The organism is Nesterenkonia sp. Act20, from assembly GCF_019173455.1.
GTDB lineage: Bacteria > Actinomycetota > Actinomycetes > Actinomycetales > Micrococcaceae > Nesterenkonia.
Genome location: NZ_JADPQH010000002.1, coordinates 238,868 through 257,732 on the forward strand (window position 1 = coordinate 238,868; position 18,865 = coordinate 257,732).

General features: G+C 61.7%; 12 protein-coding genes. 4 read left to right on the top strand and 8 right to left on the bottom strand.

Annotated features, from left to right (window positions below):
• Positions 1-830 precede the first annotated feature (830 nt).
• The 5 genes from IY716_RS10750 to IY716_RS10770 form a co-directional block, all read right to left on the bottom strand.
• Positions 831-2,999 carry a glycosyltransferase gene (locus IY716_RS10750; RefSeq protein ID WP_218221709.1) on the bottom strand — a complete coding sequence of 723 codons (2,169 nt, stop codon included), beginning with the start codon at positions 2,997-2,999 and terminating at the stop codon, positions 831-833.
• Entirely contained in the window at positions 2,996-3,598 is a 603-nt protein-coding gene (locus IY716_RS10755; protein ID WP_218221710.1) for a hypothetical protein, read from the bottom strand. The genes IY716_RS10750 and IY716_RS10755 overlap by 4 nt, the downstream gene beginning before the upstream one ends.
• Before the next feature lie 52 nt (positions 3,599-3,650).
• On the bottom strand, positions 3,651-7,733 hold the full coding sequence (locus IY716_RS10760; RefSeq protein WP_218221711.1) for a glycosyltransferase family 2 protein: 4,083 nt from the start codon (positions 7,731-7,733) through the stop codon (positions 3,651-3,653).
• A gap of 77 nt (positions 7,734-7,810) precedes the next feature.
• Entirely contained in the window at positions 7,811-9,382 is a 1,572-nt protein-coding gene (locus tag IY716_RS10765) for an N-acetylneuraminate synthase family protein (protein ID WP_218221712.1), read from the bottom strand.
• Positions 9,279-10,013, bottom strand: coding sequence for an inositol monophosphatase family protein (locus IY716_RS10770; RefSeq protein ID WP_218221713.1), 735 nt, complete (start codon positions 10,011-10,013; stop codon positions 9,279-9,281). The genes IY716_RS10765 and IY716_RS10770 overlap by 104 nt, the downstream gene beginning before the upstream one ends.
• Positions 10,014-10,049: 36 nt before the next feature.
• On the opposite strand from IY716_RS10770, the gene IY716_RS10775 reads away from it, so the two are divergent.
• Both IY716_RS10775 and glmM read left to right on the top strand, forming a co-directional pair.
• Positions 10,050-11,111, top strand: coding sequence for a hypothetical protein (locus IY716_RS10775; protein ID WP_218221714.1), 1,062 nt, complete (start codon positions 10,050-10,052; stop codon positions 11,109-11,111).
• Positions 11,112-11,214: 103 nt separating this feature from the next.
• Positions 11,215-12,573, top strand: coding sequence for a phosphoglucosamine mutase (gene glmM, locus IY716_RS10780; RefSeq protein ID WP_218221715.1), 1,359 nt, complete (start codon positions 11,215-11,217; stop codon positions 12,571-12,573).
• Between the two features lie 20 nt (positions 12,574-12,593).
• Here the strand turns inward: glmM and IY716_RS14070 are convergent, their stop codons facing one another.
• The 3 genes from IY716_RS14070 to IY716_RS10795 form a co-directional block, all read right to left on the bottom strand.
• Positions 12,594-13,316: a type II CAAX endopeptidase family protein gene (locus IY716_RS14070; protein WP_218221716.1), complete on the bottom strand. Its 723-nt coding sequence runs from the start codon at positions 13,314-13,316 to the stop codon at positions 12,594-12,596.
• Complete coding sequence (locus IY716_RS10790; RefSeq protein WP_218221717.1) at positions 13,313-14,041, bottom strand: aspartate/glutamate racemase family protein; 729 nt, start codon at positions 14,039-14,041, stop codon at positions 13,313-13,315. Before IY716_RS10790 ends, IY716_RS14070 begins: the two co-directional genes overlap by 4 nt.
• Positions 14,042-14,103: 62 nt before the next feature.
• The gene (locus IY716_RS10795) at positions 14,104-15,756 is read right to left on the bottom strand and encodes a TIGR01906 family membrane protein (RefSeq protein ID WP_218221718.1); all 1,653 of its coding nucleotides are present in this window, start codon (positions 15,754-15,756) and stop codon (positions 14,104-14,106) included.
• Positions 15,757-16,195: 439 nt separating this feature from the next.
• On the opposite strand from IY716_RS10795, the gene IY716_RS10800 reads away from it, so the two are divergent.
• Together IY716_RS10800 and IY716_RS10805 are read left to right on the top strand one after the other, a co-directional pair.
• A complete protein-coding gene (locus tag IY716_RS10800; RefSeq protein WP_218221719.1) occupies positions 16,196-16,750 on the top strand; it encodes a WxL domain-containing protein in 555 nt (184 codons plus the stop codon).
• A 1,075-nt stretch (positions 16,751-17,825) separates the two neighbouring features.
• Positions 17,826-18,845, top strand: coding sequence for a WxL protein peptidoglycan domain-containing protein (locus tag IY716_RS10805; RefSeq protein ID WP_218221720.1), 1,020 nt, complete (start codon positions 17,826-17,828; stop codon positions 18,843-18,845).
• The last annotated feature ends 20 nt before the right edge of the window (positions 18,846-18,865 follow it).

Genomic DNA, 18,865 nt, shown 5'->3' on the forward strand with positions numbered 1-18,865 from the left:
TGTCTGCACTGGACGGTCAAAGCCGTCGCAGATCGCGCGCCTCATCGCGAACTCGGCGTCACTCTGCACAGGTGCCGAGTTTGACCTAAAGGTAACGAGATTCCAGCCGCGCTCCAAAGCGTCGTCCCTCAGTCCGTACGCGTCTGCGTCATCTGCTACTAAAGCGACTTGACTTTCTTGGTTGACTACCATCACTTCAATATCAGAGAACGGTTCTGCGTCAATCCGGTGTGAAGTCTCCCCTGTCGGTACACTGTCCAACCAACCGCGCAGCCAAGGATGGATACCGCTATCAGTCGCGAGCCCATTGCACTCGAGGTGCGTCTGGGCAGTAGAAACAAGCAAGCGGTCTAGCCCGAGGAATGCTCCGAGGTTCGCAAGCTCCGCCACGGCCTCATTGACTGATCGAGCAGCGAAGACAAATGAGGTACCGTACATCCGACGTGCCCACTCCACTCGAGACCCCGCCATGTCTAGCCAGTTTCTATCCGAAAGAGACCACCAGGCACTCTCGCGAAAACAGTGTTCGACAGGCCAGTCGAAGTCTTTAGCAATACTCTCCGAACCTGACTCTGAGAAGAGAACGACTTTGAAAGCGCCAGACGCTTTCTCCAACAGTTCGATCGCTTCGAACAGTGGTCGGTGAAAATTACGAGTCGCGGCGCTAGATACTACCATTACAGCCGGAAGAGTGTCATAACCACGCGCACTTTTAACTTTACGCGGTCCGAACTTCAACGATTTCCGTATCCTCGGCTGGTGAATAACACTTTCACGAACCCAAGCTTCCAGGCTCTGGCTCCAAGAATATTTGTCATTCAAAAGTCCACTCATAACGTTTGCCCCATCAAAAGTTTCGCAGCTTGCGAACCACCATTTGTTTTATCGACAGTGCCCAGGCGCATCCGCATCTCCGCCAGTTCGCTTGCGTCCGTCATTCTCTGCAACGCAGCGTACAGTGCTTCAGGCGCATCATCAGAGGCGCAAATCCCCATGCGGTTGTCCTGAGCCCATCGTGCGCGAGCGACTTGATCGTCCGTCCGGGTAGCGTCATTCGGAATCCAGATTGTCGGCAACCCACCGCGAGTCCACTCATGGAAGGCGTTGTAGCCTGCCGCAGAGACCGAGAAGTCAAACGCGCGAGTGTACTTCGCGAGTGGGTAAACCTGGAGTGTCTCAACCCCTTGCACCGACTCACCGTAGGCAATGGGGGGTTTCGTCACGACCACTCTCCAATCCGGGGCGTGCGCCGCAAACCAAGCAAGAACATTCTCTTGGAGAGAGCCGATGTCATTGATATTCCCCGCACCTAGCGTGACGAGAACAACCCGATCGTCGGGGCCGTATCCAAGTTCAAGTCGAGCCGCTTCGCGAGACATAAGCTCATTTTCAGAGAGTAGCGTGATAGGAGCAATCTTCACTGCATCGCTCAGGGTGGTAGTTGGACCCGAATCGTAGTCAGCGGCCAGCTCGCCAGGTTCGATTACCGCATCGAAATCAGGGGCCCAACTGAGTGGGCGCAGGGTGGTGCCTTGCTTCCACATTGGACGACGCATCCAGACTGAGTGAAGTCCCTTTTTTCCGAACGCTTCGCGCAAGCTCGGATAGGGCCATGTGCCATCAAACACGAGCGTGTCTGGCTGAACCTCGTCGAGAAGTATTTCGAAGCGTTCCGCCGAGTACTTCCGCCATGCATTCGCCTCCATGCCCAGCCCGTCACGAGAACCCACATACTCATACGGCATTCCATACCGGCCAACGATATCGACGGCTTTGGATAAGGAGGCGAAGACTGGCTCCGCTTCGTCGGGAAGCCGTGTCGCCACGGACAAGAGCCGGGTCAGGTGTCCCATCCCAGCACCGTTGCTCGTCACGAAAAGGATTCTGCGCTTCCTCTCCGGGCCGACAGGTGGGACACGGAACGAATAACCTTCGGTCGAGGCGGTGGGGTTTACCCCCAAGGCTTCCAATCTCTCATGCTGAAGACGGGGGTGGAATCGTTGAACAAACTTCTGACCCTTTCGAGATTGCTCGAAGAACTCGTCGGGATTCTTATAATAGGAGCCAACCAGTTTCGCAACGTCGCCCGGCTCCCCATAGATTGCAGAATCTCCATAGGTCTCACGCAGGTACTCCGGCAGAATCACAACGGCTCCCGAGGCAAGGGCTTCCATCACCGCACGCCCAAAGGCCTCTCGCCAGTCCGGATGGTGGAAGTACACCCAAAAGTCTATGCGCTTCAAGAACTCCCACGGGGCCTCTCCCCCGAAAGGAACTACGTTCCACGATCTTGGGGCTCTTCCAAGAACCTTCGCGGCGGCGCTGGCACCGCCGAGAACTTCGACCCGAACCGAGTCGTCCTCCGGGTAGGCGGACAGTATGTCCTCGGCTCGCGCCGGCCACTTCGCAGCCTGGGGACGTGAGTGGCGACCAATGACCGGACGATCACCGACGAATGTCCCACGAACAGCGACTTCTTCAGGCAACGGCAAGAGGTTGAGCCAGTAGTCGTCGGACCACTCGATCATAACCCCCTGCTGCCGAATACTATGGGCTACCACTGGACCAATCGGTGCCCAAAGAGGGGCAACCCCGAACATGGCACGCAGCTTCTTATCAACAGCCGAGACATCATAAAAATAGTTCCCGGAACCATCCACCGCCGCGTTGTTAGCAACCATAACGACCCGGTCGGCAGTAACGTTCGGGAATACAGCCAGAGTCTGCTCTACAACACTAGGGTGCCGGATAATAATGACTTGCGCGTGGAGATGACTGTGCTGGCTCGCGATACGCACTCTCGGGTGACGACTAACCGAACGCAGATTCTCACTCCAGCCAGAGACTTTACCCACCAGGTCGCTGGGGGCGTGAATGAGGTGGGTTCTGTATCCAGCTTGAGCTTGCGCCCGGATCTCTTCAGCGACGCTGTGCGTTGTTCCACCGGGAAGCCTGAAGTCAGTGATGTGGATAACATCGGTGTCGTATCTGGTTCTCATTTGTTGCTTTGCTCCAAAATTGCGAAAAGTGCGTTGCGCAACGACGACCGATCTTGGTTCGGGATCGGAGTGACGTTTTGGTTAGGTTTCTCTTGTTTTAAGGCGGGGTCCACTGACAGTCTTTGATTTTTTTCTAGCTTATCCACTTTGGCACCAAGATACCGGTAGAGAGAATTATGCTTCTCGCGCAAACGCTTACGAGTAAGCTCGTGCAAGTCCCTGTTCTTACGTGCGATTAACACTAGATTGTTATGCTTTTCGCGTATGCGCTTCCGAGTCAGGTCGTGCAAAAATTCTTCCCGTACTTTGAGACTGATTATCTCTTCCTGCAGACTCTCGATACGCGTTGCGAGACCCTGAATCTGTTTTGATTCCTGTGTAGCTCGTCTCGATAGGTGCAGAACACGAGTATTCGCCCGGTAGGTGAACCACAGTGCTACCAGCACAAGTAAGTGCGTCCCCGCCATGAGCACAAACAGAGACTCCAAGATCGCATCTCCAATGAACAGACGTGCTGCCGTGCCTAAAGTTGATACAACGACTAGCAAGGTTGCAATAATCACTATCCGCGCTGGCTTCGTGATGGAACGCTTGGGCATATTTCGGATTCACTTTCCGGTAGAACTAGCTTCTGGATCGCGGAGTTTGAGATCAGTACTGGCGGTTGACCCCGAGGCGACTGAGACGCCAAAGATACGCCTCGGGGGTGCACTCGCGCTGGATAAACCTCACGGCCTTCGACTGTTGCTCTGCGTACCTCTCTGGATGCCAGATGCGCTCAATCGTAGTCTGAACCTCCGAGGGGTTTGCGTAGACCGCGGCCTCCCTGAACACCGGTTCGAAATGCGGTGGTAGAACGCAGACCACTCCGTAGCTCATCGCCTCCAGAATGGCCATGCCAAATGCTTCGAGCCAACCGTCGCTGTGAAAGTACACGAAGAAGTCCAGCTTGTCGGATAGATACTCCTCCACGGAGATCTCGTTGAAGGCGTAAATCTCCCAGGAGGGCGGCTTTCTCGAGAGGAAACCCTTCTGTACGGGCACCTTGGTACCACCCAGTATGCAGACGTTTGCAGACCCGTCCGCCGGGTAAACCTGCTCGAAGACCTTGCGGTCAGAGGGCCACTTTGCCGCATCGTCCCGTGCGTGCCGGCCAATAGTCGGGCGCCCCGCCCTGTAGCGGTTCTGCGCCGCCTGTTCTTTGAGCTCGATGATCCCCTTCCAAGAAAAGCTCGTGAGATCCGAAGTCGGCATCAGCGGCGCGATCATCGTGCCGATCTGTTCGCTCTGTGGTGCCCAGAGGGGGCGCACGCCGAACAGCCGCTCGATATTGCGTGTGACAACTCCGATGTCGTAGCTGCGCCGTTCCCCGCTCGGCTCAAATGGCGGGTGATTAGACACGACTACGACTTTCTTGGGCTTGAGCCCCGCGACCGTATCGGGAACCACCTGCACAGCTGTGGGCCACCGCACCACAAGAAGGTCAGCTTCAGCCTCGCTCTCCAGGGACAGTCGATCCACTTGTCCTGCGAGCACCAGATCATCGATCTTGCGGCTGAACTGTCGCTTGGACGCGGACGGGATCAACCCGTTTTGGAATGGGATCACGCCCACCCGCAGTCCCGCGTTCAGGCAGACCGAAATCTCATTGAAGAGGGACGTGGAGTTTCCTGCGAGGAAACCAAACTCCGAGGCGAACACCACATCGTATTGAGCGGGACCCTCCGGTCGTGCTCCCGGGAGATAAGCCGCAGGTGCGACGAAGCGGCGCTCAACCGGTGCTTTCGGCATGTACGGAGACTCACCGGATTCCCTTATCTCTCGGTGCCAGCTTTTATAGCCACGCAGGTAGGCCCGACGTTCTGGTGCGAGGAAACCGACTCCCATGTCATCCCGGGTGAGGTTCGCTCCGTTCATGAGAGCGAAGGCCATTGGTGCCCTAGTGATGGGTTCCACGGTGATCCCGTAGTAGTTCTCGATGCGACTCTTGAACTCCGAGTCTCCGGACTTTCGAACGGTGTCCCAGTAACCGAGGTCGGCCAACACCGGGTCACGTCGGAACATCAGCGAAGCCATGGACGGGTAGACGACTCGTCCCGTCGCGGAACGCAGTACGAAACTGAGCCGCTCATCCACGCGGACCCAGTTGGTCATGTTGGCCACACGCTCCGGGGACGTCTGGAAGTCTCGGACCTGCAGCTCGATCTGTTGCGGGTGGTGCCAGTCGTCCTTGTCCGCCACGGTGATCAAGTCCCCTGTGGCGAGATCCAGTGCCTCGTTGCGGACAGAGTAGGACCCGCGGTTGACATCTTTCAGCACCAGTCGGATTCGGGCGTCTCGAGCTGCGAGGTCCAGCAGTTGCTGCCGGTACGCAGTGGGCTGGCCGCGGTCGTCCTGCTCCGGGGAGCAGTCGTCGATCATGATGATCTCTAGGTTTCGCCAGGTCTGGCGCAGGAGGGAATCTACAGCGATGTCGGTGGCCGCGCTGGGTTCGTAAATCGGCATGATCACGGTGACCAACGGCGCGTCGTCATCAAACGGGGCCGGCGGCAAGTCAGTTGTGACGTTGTAGAAGCTGATGTGGTCGTCCCGCATAGAGATCGGGGCGACCTCGTCCTCTTCCAGGAGCTCACTGAAGCCAGCTAGCCACGCATCGGCGTAACTGGAGGTTCCTGTGACGTGCGGATTCACCGCGTTCAGTGCCAAAAAGTTCTGTGAGTAGTCATGCTCAGGGTCGCGGTCTTCTGCGGTCAAGACTCGCACCGAGTCCTCGAACTCGCCGCGCCACCGCAGCAGGTCACCATAGAAGGCGCGATCAGCGTCTTTGACATCCTCTACGCCGTGCCATTTCTCGATCATGGAGTAAAGCGTCAGCGCATCGAGGTGGTCCGTCTCGTCGCGGGGAGCGGCGAAGAGAAACTGCGCCATTGCGAGCAAGCCCGACTTCCAGTGTTCTTCGACGAGCATGTCTGCAGCCGCATCACGGAAGAGGCGTGCGCGGTAAGACTCGAGCACTCCGTGGAGCTGGCCGAAATCGTAGCGGCCCTTGGAGGCTGCGTAGGCGAGCACGTCGCGGGCCCCGCCGTTGCGGTTACGAATCGCGTTGGTAGTGAACCACTTGAGTCGGCCTGGATTGGAGCGAAGCTCGTGAACCCAGTACCAGACGGCGCCGTGTGCTGGTTCAAGCCCCGTTACTCGCTTCTCAGAACCGAGAACAGTGCCAAGGTCCTCCAACGAGATCTCGACCTTCGCGCGCTTGTACAGTCCAAGGAAGGATTCAATAAACTCGATCCTTCCAGCGCGCCGCGCGTTTCCCAGTAGGTTCAGCACGTGGCGGGACTCAGAGGCATCGAGCGCCTGGTGAAGCAGAAACTCGTCTGTCGGACGGAAACCTTTGTCCTCCCATATCACCTTCTCACCGCGGTCATGCACGGCGAGTAGCCGCAGATGGGTCGTTTGGTCAGCTAAGGCGGAAGATGGAAGGGCGAGACTGTAGCCTGCACGGCGAATGCCGTGTTGGAGTTTCGCATACTTGTTTTTCTGGGTAGCGGGACTGCGAATGACCTCCGCATTCTCGGTCGCGCCAACTGCTTGAAGAACGAGCTCCACAGGAAAGTCGAGTCCGGCCGTGTGGAAGGCCCATCCGGTGAAGGCGCCACCGTCGAGTGTGAATTCAGAGACTAGGAGCTCGCCATTACTGTCCTGAACGATAGTCTCAGGGAGTCCTGCCGGTCGGCGGCCGGTGGTGTCCCCCAGCCGGACGTCATAAGTGCTGCCGACAGGCGCGCCTGGCATGAACAGCGGAACAGACTCCGAGAAGCGTCCCTCTAGCGGAACCTCTCCCGCGTACCGCTGGGTCCCTGCGGCTTCTGGTTCGCCCTCAGGAGGTTCGGTCACGGCTGTGAGGATCACTTCAGCCTCGCCCAAGCGCAGGACAAGCCTCCGGTGCTGGATCTCACCCGTCAGCGCGATGGAGGCGTAGCACTCTGTCAATGCGAGACGGCTGACTGTGATCTCCTTGCGAACCCTGGGGGACTTAAGCCAGGTCGAAGAGGTGTCGGGGGCGTCTTGCCGAAGCCGCTGGGCCTCTCGAGCCGCGGCGTCGCTGTGTTCTGCCGCAAGTTCAAGCGTGTAGTCCAGTACCGGCACGGGGGCGTGGGGCTCATGTCCAACGAAGACCTGCACGCGATGCATCTGGTCGTCGAAGAAGCTGGAAGGAATCTGCGTGGCGTGCATATACCCGAATGGCGCGTCGAACTTCAGCGAGCCGCGCTTCCACGGAAGTTCCCGCCTATCGGTCCGACCCTCATCAATAACCGTGCCATCGACAGTGACGCGTGCGTAGGCCGGTTGAGTCTCGGCGCTGGCCCACCCAGCGACCTGCCCTTGGGGAGTGACCCTGTAGTCGGCACTCAGCACTTCTGCGCCGACCACCCGGGCGTCAGTGGTGTCCATCCGGTCTTCAATGAGGACCTCCCCCGATCCACGGTGGACGAGGGCGACGTTGTGCTTTTCACCGTTCCAGAAATGGGGCGGAAGCGTCCCCAGGAAACCCACGTTCCGGGTGCTGAACTCTTCGGACGAGAGTTCGTCGCGGAAGATGTTGCAAGTCAGTGCAGACACCGTCTCCCCGTTGACCACAAGGTCCAGAACGGAGTTGCCTTGATCCGCTTCGGGGTCATAGGCCCAGCCGCTGATCCGATGGGCCTGGTAGTTGACAATCTTGAACTTCATAAACCTGCGATCCCGTGTGCGTGGTAAGAGCAAGACAACCGAGCGTCAGGCTATCAAAGCCCTCCATCGGTCCTGGGTCAGTGGGGTGAGGGCACCTGGTACTTGTGGTGCTCGCTGTCCGTGATTTTTTTCTGGGTGGAACCCACCAGCACTTCTGCTTTCCGGATTGCTGCGACGTACTCGGTGAAAGCGTCGCTGTTGAGGTCCACGGCGACGGCATCAAAATGCGCCCACGCTGTGTTGCCGAGCTTCACGTGTTTCTCCACCATGCGAGCCCCAGCCGCCACCGCGAGTGCTGAGGCCATCCACCCAAAATCGTGGCTGGAGTATCCGGGGATCAGCTGAGGGTGTTCCTTCGCGAGTTCGCTGTAGTGCCGCACCACACCCACATTGGTGTGCTCATCGGGAGTCGGATAAGCAGAATTGCAGTGCAGCAGATACAGCTTGTCCTGCTTCTTGAAGGTCTCCAGGACCCATTCCTCATACCGGTGGTCGGTCATGCCAGTGGAGAGGACAAGTGATCCCGTGTAGCGCTCGGCGACGTGGCTCAGGTACTGCTTGTGCTCGGAGATCGTGGAGGGGAGCTTGATCATCGGCACATTGAGATCCAGCATGAACTCGAAAGAGGGCTGGTCGAGCACTGAGGCGAACCAGCCGATACCCAGATCCGCGCAAAGGTCGTCCAGGAAACGGAACCCCTCGTGGTCGAGCTCCAACTGATTGCGGTACTCCCCGAAGGTGGACCCGAAAGGGGACCTGTAGGGCTGTGCCAGCTGCTCCCGGGTGTAGAAGGAGGCGACTTCGCGTTTCTGTACCTTGACCCAGTCTGCTCCGGCTTCGTGGGCAGCGCGGACAAGTTTCTCGAGCCGTTCGAAATCGCCGAAGTGATTGGTTGTGATCTCCGCAGTGACCTCCACCCCCTGAACCTCGGGCGCTGCGGGGCGCGCGGTTGGCTCAGCCGGCGCGGTGACGGACACGATGTGCTGCTCGTTGAGCTCTTTGGGGCCCAGGGTGGAGAAGTCCTTGGTGCCCACATGGTGCACGCTCAGCTCGGAATCCTCCAACGTGTAGAGCGCATTCCTGAGGACATATTCTTGCATCGCGATGCCAGCGGCCCGTCGGCTGTCCAGGTCTGGGGCGAACGTCGTCGTCGCCGACTTGGCGTGGCCGGATCCAGGGGTGAAGTCGAAGCCCACCATGTAGACGGTCTGGGTCCGGCCCTTGGATTCGGCCACAGTGCGCGCCACCTCCAGCGCGGTGAGGAAGATGGCTTCCTCGATGGCGATCTCTTCCCGGTTCTGGAAGCGCAGCAGGACAAGGTCTTCCTCATCATTGCTCAGCGGTTGGAAGGGTAGCTTCACGACTCTGCGTCCTGGGGCCACCAGGTCGGTGGAGGTGACGTACGCCTGGGAGCGCATTCCTTCGGCCTGGACCGACTCTGCCACCCAGTCCTCGTAGAAGATGGAGATGTCCATCGGGTGGATGCGTTCGGCATCGTTGATGCCGATGGTCAGATTGCCCTCGAAGACTCGGGAATGGACTTCCTCAGCCGAGGGACCCTTGCCGAGGATGACGATCGTATCGGTGGTGTACCTCGACGCGATATCTGCGGCCAGGCTCGAGATATCGTCCGTCGTACGGTTCGTCATCGACAAAGACCTCACAGTTGTGTTCTCGGGCTAGGGGCAGGCCAGCAAGCACGTCCCAGGAGTACGCCCCCACCGGGTTCGTGAAAGAGGCCAAACGGCCGGTGACGACACCGAAGAAATTGTACACAGCGGCACCATAAATCCGAGCTTGGGGAGCCTCCGCGATCCGATCGACCAGCGTCTGGTCCATTCCAGACGAAAAGCCCGCAATGCGTGACTGAGCGTATTTCAGCGTGTCACCGCTGATGATGCGTTGGCCCAACTCGGGCAGGGCGATCATGCTGGCGGAGTGGACCCCGCTGTGGAAGATGCTGATGGCAGTTCCCCATTCGACCAGCGAAGACGCGAAGTTCTCCGTGCCATCAATGGGATCAACTACAGCCACCCAACCCGTAGGTTTCGCTTCCCATCCGGCTGATTCCTCTTCCCCGACGAACGTGAGATTGGACAGCCTTGCCCGCAGTAGTGTCTCGAGCTCCTGCTGCAGCAGGAGGTCAGCCGCGGTCACCGGGGTGTCATCTGCCTTGAACTCCAGCTCAGTGCGCAGAGCATCTAGCTTCGGCATGAGGGAATCCAGGAGGTCACTGGCCTCGATGAGGGCGGCGCGGGCTGTCTGAGTGTGCAGTTCCATCGCCGCCCATCCTATGCGCGGGATATCCTGGCCGGTATGTCATCTGAGGTGCACCAATCCGCTTCCCCCATTTCGCAGTTCATCAGCCAAGTCATCGAACCTCAGCGAAATGAGATGCACCACTGGAAGAACACCCTGAAACATCAGGGGATTCTGCTGGAGGACGCGCAGAAACGTCGCCGCATCACACCCGCCAAGATGGGACCGAGCTTCCTGCTCGTGCATCGGGGGCGGCGCATCGGCGGCATTGACAGCCGCACCACCACACTTGTCAGCGGCCAGGCTCGAGACGCCACGCAGTCCGTCCAGCTGAGCCACGCGTACCTCCGTGCTTCTTCAGTCAGCACCTCCGCCGGCCGGTCCTTCCACGTCTCTCAGTACGACGCCGCGGACAAGTATCGCGATCAATCCGGCACTCCAGTGACCGCCCGGCCCGCCTCAGAGCGCGCCAAACCCGTGACCTCGCTCGCCGTCTCATCCAAAGAAGACCTACGACGCGAGTGGGACCGATCGACGCAGGCTTTGGCCCATCTGAAAAGCGTCAATCAACTGATCCACATCGAGCAGTACTCGCCGAACCTGGCGCTGCGCATCTATGTTGTGGCGGAAGAAACCGTAGCCGCGGTGGCGCGAGTACCGTTCTACATCGCCGGGGATGGGCGTTCCACGGTCCGCCAGCTGTTGAGAAAGGAAAGGGAAAGGCGAGAGTCCTCTGAGTATCTTCGCTCCAGAGTCCTTGCCGTGGGCGAAGAGCACCTCAAGCAGATGGGAGTGACCCTGGAGCAGACATTGAGCGGGGGTGAAATCCGCGTACTGCGCACGGCCCCTGAAGCCGAAGTCGGTGGAGGATTCTCGGTGGACGTGTTTCCGGATCTCAGCGATGACCTCAAGAGTCTGGCTATCGATGCCATGTGGGCCTTCCCCGGACTGACCGGCACCGCGGTGGACATTCTTACGCCGTCACTGGATAGTGCGGAGGGTGCCACCGTTTCGAATGTGGTGCCCACGGCCGATGTCAGCGAATTTCTCTACCCGGCGTACGGAGAACCGCGGCGGTGTGGTGTCAGTATCATCGATCACATGATTCGGCGCTCTTAGCACTTCAAGGCTCCCCGGGTAGGTCCGTCGGCGAGACATCACTGCCGTATTCTCTGGGAAGAACTCCATCGATTTGCGGTCAACGGAGCCGTGGAAGGAACTGATGATGAGACTTTTCGGCACTGACGGTGTGCGTGGTGTGGCCAATGGGCTGCTCACCGCGGAACTCGCCCTCACCCTCTCCCAGTCAGCAGCGACCGTCCTGGGCCACCAACAGGTGACCCCCGGCACCAGACCCACCGCGGTCGTCGCCCGTGACCCCCGCATCTCCGGAGAGTTCATCTCCGCCGCCGTCTCCGCCGGTCTGGCCAGCGCCGGAGTCGATGTCTACGACGCAGGAGTGCTGCCCACCCCCGCCGCCGCGTTCTTAGTCGATGACATCGACGCGGACTTCGGGGTGATGATCTCCGCCTCGCACAACCCCGCCCCGGATAACGGGATCAAGTTCCTCGCCCGCGGGGGCCATAAGCTCGACGACGCCGCTGAAGACGCCATCGAGACCCAGCTGGGCCGTGAGCCAGCCCGGCCCACCGGGGCCGACGTCGGGAGGGTCCGCCGGTTCGCTGACGCCGAAGACCGCTACCTGGTGCACCTGTTGCGCTCCATGGACGGGGTGAGTCTGAAGGGACTGAAGATCGTGCTGGACTGCGCCCACGGTGCCGCTGCCGGGGTCTCACCCCAGGCGTTCACCGACGCCGGGGCTGAGGTCATCGTGATCGGGGCAGACCCGGATGGGCTGAACATCAACGACGGGTACGGGTCGACTCATCTGGGCCCGCTGCAAGACGCGGTGCTGGCCCATGGGGCGGATCTGGGGATCGCTCACGACGGGGATGCTGACCGGTGTCTCGCGGTGGATCACACCGGAGAGATCATCGATGGGGATCAGATCATGGGGGTCCTGGCGATCGCGCAGAAGGACGCCGGCACCCTGGTCGAGGACACCCTGGTGGTCACGGTCATGTCCAACCTCGGGCTGAAGCTGGGTATGGAAGCAGCTGGGGTCAACCTGGTCGAGACCGCGGTCGGGGACCGGTATGTGCTGGCTGCGATGCGGGCGAACGGGTACAACCTGGGTGGGGAGCAGTCCGGGCATCTGATCTTCGCGGACTGGGCGACCACCGGGGATGGTCTGTTGACCGGGTTGCAGCTGGCGTCTCGGGTGGCCGCCACCGGTAAGACGGCTCGGGTGTTGGCGGCGGAGGCGATGACGAAGCTTCCGCAGGTGTTGATCAATGTCCAGGGTGTGGATCGGACTCGGGCGAAGACCCATGCCCCGCTGCAGGACGCTGTGGCCCGGGCTGAGGCGCGTCTGGGGGAGACGGGTCGGGTGTTGCTGCGTCCGTCGGGGACCGAGCCGGTGGTGCGGGTGATGGTCGAGGCCGCGACTGCGGAGCTGGCCCTGTCGGAGTCCGAGGCGCTAGCCGAGATCGTCAAAGCCGAACTCGCCCTCTCGGAGTAGGAGTCCACTCCCCCGCAGGTTTACACCAGCGCGGTGAGGATCGTCGCGGAGGCGATGGAGTTGATCGTCACGTGCAGCACCAGCGGTCCCCAGAGGTTGCGGTGGAAGATCCGCAGCAGAGCGAGGCCCAGCCCGAGGGTGAAGAAGTAAGGCACCAGTACGAGGACCGCGTGGACCACGGAGAACAGCGCAGTGGTGATGACGACCGCCAGCACCACACCCCACCGGCCCCGGATGCTCCCGAAGAGGATGCCGCGGAAGAACATCTCCTCCCACAGCGGGGTCAGCACGGCGATGGCGAGGAACGCCAGGATGGCGAAGGCGGGGTGTATCCCGACGGCGAAGTCGCCCATGGAGCCGCCGGCGTCACCATTCGCGCCGCCGGTGAGCATGGAGGTCACGAGCTGCACGGTCAGCGCGGCGAGGACCACCACCGGCACCTGCCACAGCAGGTGCAGCAGCCGCCAGGAGGGCCGCACGAACCCGAGCGCACGCCAGGAGGAGCTGGACCGCCGAATCAGCTGCCGCAGCGCGACCAGGACCAGCACAGCATGGATGATCACTGCCAGCACGATCGCCGGGACCGCGAGCTGATCGGGATCCTCTGGAATGAACAGCAGCGCAAGCGTGCCGCCGAACACGACCGCGGTGATCACGATGATCCACAGTGCGGCGAGTCCCGCCAGTTTCAGCGAGGGCGACTGCTCCCCTGCTGCCAGCGAAGTCTCCGCTGAGGTGGTCACAGGCTGTTGGCCTTGGTGACCACGCGGTTGGCCAGCAGCACCGCGGGATCCACCAGCGGACGCGGGGACTCTTCGGTGGTCATGGCCAGCGGGATCTCGGTGCAGGCCGCCACGATCACGTCAGCGCCCTTCTCGACCAAGGACTGCGCCACCCGTACCAGGGAGACGCGCAGCTCAGGCCCGAGGTCCCCGGCCTTCACGGCGTAGATGGCTTCCATGACCGTGTGCTGATCCGCCGCCTCGGGGACGATCGGCTTCACCCCGTACTCGGCGAGGCTGTCCTGGTACAACCCTGCTGTGAGCGTGGCGTCGGTGGCGAGCAGGCCGGCGGCCTTCACATAGGGCAGCGCGCTGAGGTGCTCTGCGGTGACCTCGATCATGGAGACGTACTCGAGGTCCACCTGCTCGCGGACCCGCGGCAGGAAGGCGTGGGATCCGTTGCAGGCGGCCACGTAGAACGCAGCCCCTGCGGCTTTGAGCTGCTGAGCGCCCTCGACGAGCTTCGGCGTGGGGTCCTCTCCGTGGCCGACGATCGCCTGGGAGCGGTCGGGCACGGTGGGGTCGGCCCAGATCATCACTCGCAGGTGCTGCTGGTCCGTGGCGGCCGGGGTGGCCGCGATCAGCTTGGAATAGAAGTCCACGGTGGCGGCAGGACCCATTCCGCCCAGGATCCCCACGAGGGGACCCTGGGCGGAGGGGTCTGCGGCAGTGTTGTCACTGGTCATCAGCGTTGAGTGTACTCGGGGCGCGAGGGTGAGTCCGCGCCGTCGTCGTACTGTCGGGGGCCTCAGCCCACCGCCGTGGTGCTGCGCCGGTCATGATCACGGTCATGGCCGTAATCCCGGCTGCGGGTCGAGTCATCGGTGTACTCACCGTTGCTCTGGTTCAGCTCCTCGACCAGCTTGGCCTTGCGGCGCTCATGCACCTCGGCCAGGCGTGCGGCGCGGCGTGCACGGCGGCGCTTGGTCGGCCAGGTGGCGATGAGCAGGATCAGCGAGAAGATCACTGCCAGGGCGACCACGGCGACGCCGGCGTCGATCCAGAACTGCTCAGGGTAGAGCTGGATCAGCGTGGACTCGGCCGGGAAGGTCCAGGTGCCATCGGCGAAGAAGATCCGGTGGAACTCGGCGAAGAAGAACTGCCAGTCGATGATCGCCAGCACGGCGGCCGCGATGATGATGCCCAGTGTCACCCAGGCGCCGGCGAAGAGGCCGCGGGCCACTCCCCCGGGACGCCAGGCGCGCAGCAGCGTCGCCAGGATCAAGGTGATGACCAGCAGCGCCAGGCCGATGATCATGACCCAGAACAGCACGAACTTCACGTCCACCATGTGGGAGACCTCTTCCGCGGTGAACAGCGCTTCGCCGCCCGGAGCGAGATCGCCCAGGTAGCGGGAGTCCGCGAGGTTGGTCAGGAAGTCGGTGCCGTAGGAACCGTAGGTCAGCCGGTCATCGGCGTTGAGGTTATAGGTGCCGTCCGGGATCCAGGGGCGGTTGTACGCCACCCAGAGGAACAGCGGGGAGGCGACCAGTCGCACGGCGGCGACCAGCAGCAGGATCGGGGTGAAGATCGCGATCAGCACCTGGAAGAACCGGGAGACTCCGCGCTTGGAGCGGGAGACCTCTTCATCGAGATCCTCGTTGGTGATGGACTCGTCCGAGCCGTAGGCCGGACGGGTGGGGCTGGAGGCGTGGCGGCGGGGGTGATCCACCGAGCCTGCTCCTGCTGCAGCGCCTGCGCCGGCCGCTGTTCCGGCTGCGGCACCTGCGCCGGCACCAGCAGCTGCGCCAGTGCCTGATCCCGTGGCGGGCACGACCGCGGTGTCATCGTCCTTCGCGGTGGCATCGTGCCGGTCCCGGCGACGCTGCTCGCGGCGGCTGAGCTCCGCGGCGTTCTCCGTGGGCTGATGCGTGTCCGCCGGGCCGTCGGTAGCCGGAGTCGGGCTCGGGGTGTTGGTGTCGGGTGTGTGGGGTGCCGACGCGTGGGGCGCGGAGGCCGCTCCGACTGCTGTACCTGCACCGCCGGCGACCGGCGTGCCCGTCGCGGCCGCACCGGTGAACCGGGTGGTGTCCTCCAGCGAGCGGGTCTCCTGGTTAGGCCGGACCTCGTTCAAGGAGCGCGTGGCGTTGGGGTTCTCCGGCGGAGTGTCCCGCGCCGGCGCGCCCTGGCTGGGGATGTTCTGGGTGGCGTCGTCGTCGGCCATGTCATGGCGTCCCGGGGCGGCCTCAGGCTGGCGCGCTGCAGGCATGGCCTGGGTCGCCTGGTCATCGGCGGCACCGGACGACTGCTGCGCCGGGCGCTGCTCGCGCTCCTTGCTCAGCGTCTCCTCCGGAAAATCGGGCTCTTCGGATGCGAAGGCACCGTAATCCAGTCCGGATTCAAAATCTTCGTTCTCGTCGGCAGGCCTTCCGGCCTCGTTCCGATCGGAATTCGCGCTCATATCTGCCTCTCCACGCATTACTGACTCCTCTCAACAGTATGAGCGAGCGGGCCCGAAAGTGGGGATGAAGCGCGGAGAGTCGGACAGCTGTGTGGCGCGGATCCTTTCGTCAGGCGCTGAATCCTCAATGAATCTCCGCACCTCAACCACGAGGCTGAACAAACAATGAAAACTCCTGTCACGTTCCATGGACACTGACTCAACTTTGACCTAAGCTGAACCTGCCGCAAGTTTGCAGGTTTGGCAAGTTTGTTAGATACGCAAAACTGTTAGACAAGCAAAACTATTTTTCAGACATGCATCTATCGGCACTAAGAACCCTGAACCACCCTTCTGCGCGAACCCGGGCAGAATCCCTCCTGAGTGCACCAGATTCCGGCCCGCTGAGCGTTTCCGCACAGAGCCTTTGACGCACCGGGAATTACTAGAAAGCAGCATCATGCGCACCTCCGTCAAGACCGTCACCGTCAGCTCCCTCCTGGTCGCTTCATTCTTCGTCACCCCGGCGGCCTTCGCCGCCGACAGCACAGCCACGGCCACCGTCACCGGCGGGCAGCTGACGGCTTCTGCTGAAAACGTGGTGCTCGGCGAAGTCGCCACGTCACACACAACCGAGACCTCCCCCGGCGTCGTGACTGTCGGCGTCAACGACGAGAGGGGCACCGGCGAGGGCTGGAGCGTGACTCAGAGCGTCGGAGACTTCAGCTACACCGGCGACAACGCAGGTGACCCGATTGTGGCGGCCAACTTCGCCGTGACCTCCGTGGGAGACATCACCCGTGAAGCTGGCGTGGATGGTATTGAGACCGTCACCGCTGGCGGCGCAGGCACTCTCGACGCCGAGCGTACGGTGCTCTCAGCCGCCGCCGACGGCGGCGAAGGATCCTACTCCGCCCCCGTAAACGTGGCGCTGACCGTCCCGGAAGGCAGCCGCGCCGGCACATACGCCGCCACGCTCACCACCACCACCGCTGCTGCGCCAGCCATCAACTGATCAGCGGCACACGCGCGATAGCGCATCCTGAGGGCCCTGCGTCCGGCGTTTAACATCGCCGGACGCAAGGCCGGGACCAGGGTCAGACTCCAGGGGTAGGACCCTGGTCCCATCCTTCAGGGTCTATACCAATGGGCAGGTTCTTCCAACGCGATGGGAATCGCGTCGGCAGACCGAAGCCACCGAGCATATCGGCGTCGCCTGCGAACTCAAGGAGTACCGAGATGAATCGCTCTGGGGGTGTAGTCGCGTTTTTCTCCACCATCCTGCTTGTTTCTGCCGCTCCACTGACGACGGCCTCCGCAACGACATCGACGGATCTGCAGGACTTGTGGTTCCCAGCCACCTCCTACTCGCACGAATCCCAGGTCATCACGGGCCAGATGGAACTCTCAACGGCGGACACTTCTGACCCCTCCGCTGGTAATGACAGTGGCTGGGGGGTCACCATGCAGGCTTCGGCTCTCCAGTACAGTGGTCGCCATTCCGGTGAGACCGTTGAAGCCACAGACCTCTCCGTCATCTCCGTCGACGCCCCGGTGGTGACTGAATCACTTGGAGTGACACCAGACTCGACTGCAGGGCCCAAGCTTCCGGACCACTCCCCCGCTGGTTCCCTCGACACACCCCGACTCGTGCTCACGGCCGAGCCGGGATACGCACGCGGGTCCTACGTTCAGGGAGTGCTGCTGTCCCTAACGCTTCCGCCGGGTGCACGGAGCGGGACCTATACAGGCACGATTACAACCACGGTCAGCCCAACTCTGAACATCTCCGCCGAACCGAACACGAACCCGAGCTCAAGCACGGAGCCGGAGCTTGCACCGGAGACTGAGCCAACCGCAGAGGTCACCGCGGAGCCGACACCAGCACCCTCGCCACAGCCGGAGCCCTCGCCAGAGCCGGAGCCCGAGCCCACCGTCGAACCGACTCCGGCCACAGTGCTCGAGCAGAGCTCGGAACCCGAACCCACTGCGAGTACCAGCCCTGCCCCCTAAGTGGGACAGATGAGCCGGACTCGACACACTGAACCCCTCCCCCTGACAGCCGAACTCCCGAAGGAAGTAACAACACCGTGCCGAACCCCTTGCGCTGGAGCCTAGCTCCGCTGCTGCTGGCCCTCAGCCTCATCCTGGTCCCCACCCAGGCGACTGCCAGCACAGAGGAGACCGAGGAGTCGGTCAACCTCAGCCTCCAGCCGGTGGACCACCCCGGGTCCTACTTCGCTCTCACAATGGAGCCAGGAGAGAGCCAGGAGCTGACCTTCGCACAGGCCAACAACGGTGAAGCTGAGCTGGACGTCATCGTCTACCCGGCGGATGCTTACACGCTAGTCAACGGTGGCTTTGGAGCGAGGGAGAGCGGGAGCGAGACAACCGGGACGACCACCTGGCTCGACTATGGGTCGGAAGAGCTCACCCTGCAGGCCGGACAGACCAGGGAAAGCTCCATCACTTTGACGGTGCCGCCGGAGACCCCGCCGGGCCAATACATCACCAGCCTCGTCCTGCAGAACGCCGAGCCCTTAGAAGGATCCGGCGACGTCGCACTGAACCAGACCGTCCGTCAGGCAATGCCCATCACCATCGAGGTGCCCGGTGAGCTAGATCCGGCCTTCGAACTCGGTGGAGCCAGCCACAAGCATGCGGCCAGCCGGTCAGTGATCGAAGTGGAACTCACGAACACTGGAACCGCGCATCTGGAACCGGCTGGTGATTTCACGATCAAGGACGAGGGCGGAGAGACCGTGAGCGAAGCCAGTGTCGCTCTGGGCGATGTCATCGCTGGTACGCAGACCACCGTTGAGGTGACCTTAGACGGAGCCTTGGAGCCAGGAGAATACACCGCTAGTGGGTCCATGACCGACGCCGACAGCGAGATCAGCGCAGCCCTCGAGGGGCAGCGTTTCACCGTGGAGGAGGCCGCGGTCCCCCCTTCGGACAACACCAATGCCGAACAGAGCGATCTCCCCGGAATCAGTCAGGCGCCCCTCCCCAGCGTCCTGATCTACATCCTCGGGGCGACCGTGCTGATCCTGCTTGGGTTGGTCATCTACCTCATCCTGCGAAGCCGCAAGGCAAGCCGATCAAGCTGACGAGGAGCTAGCGCGTCACT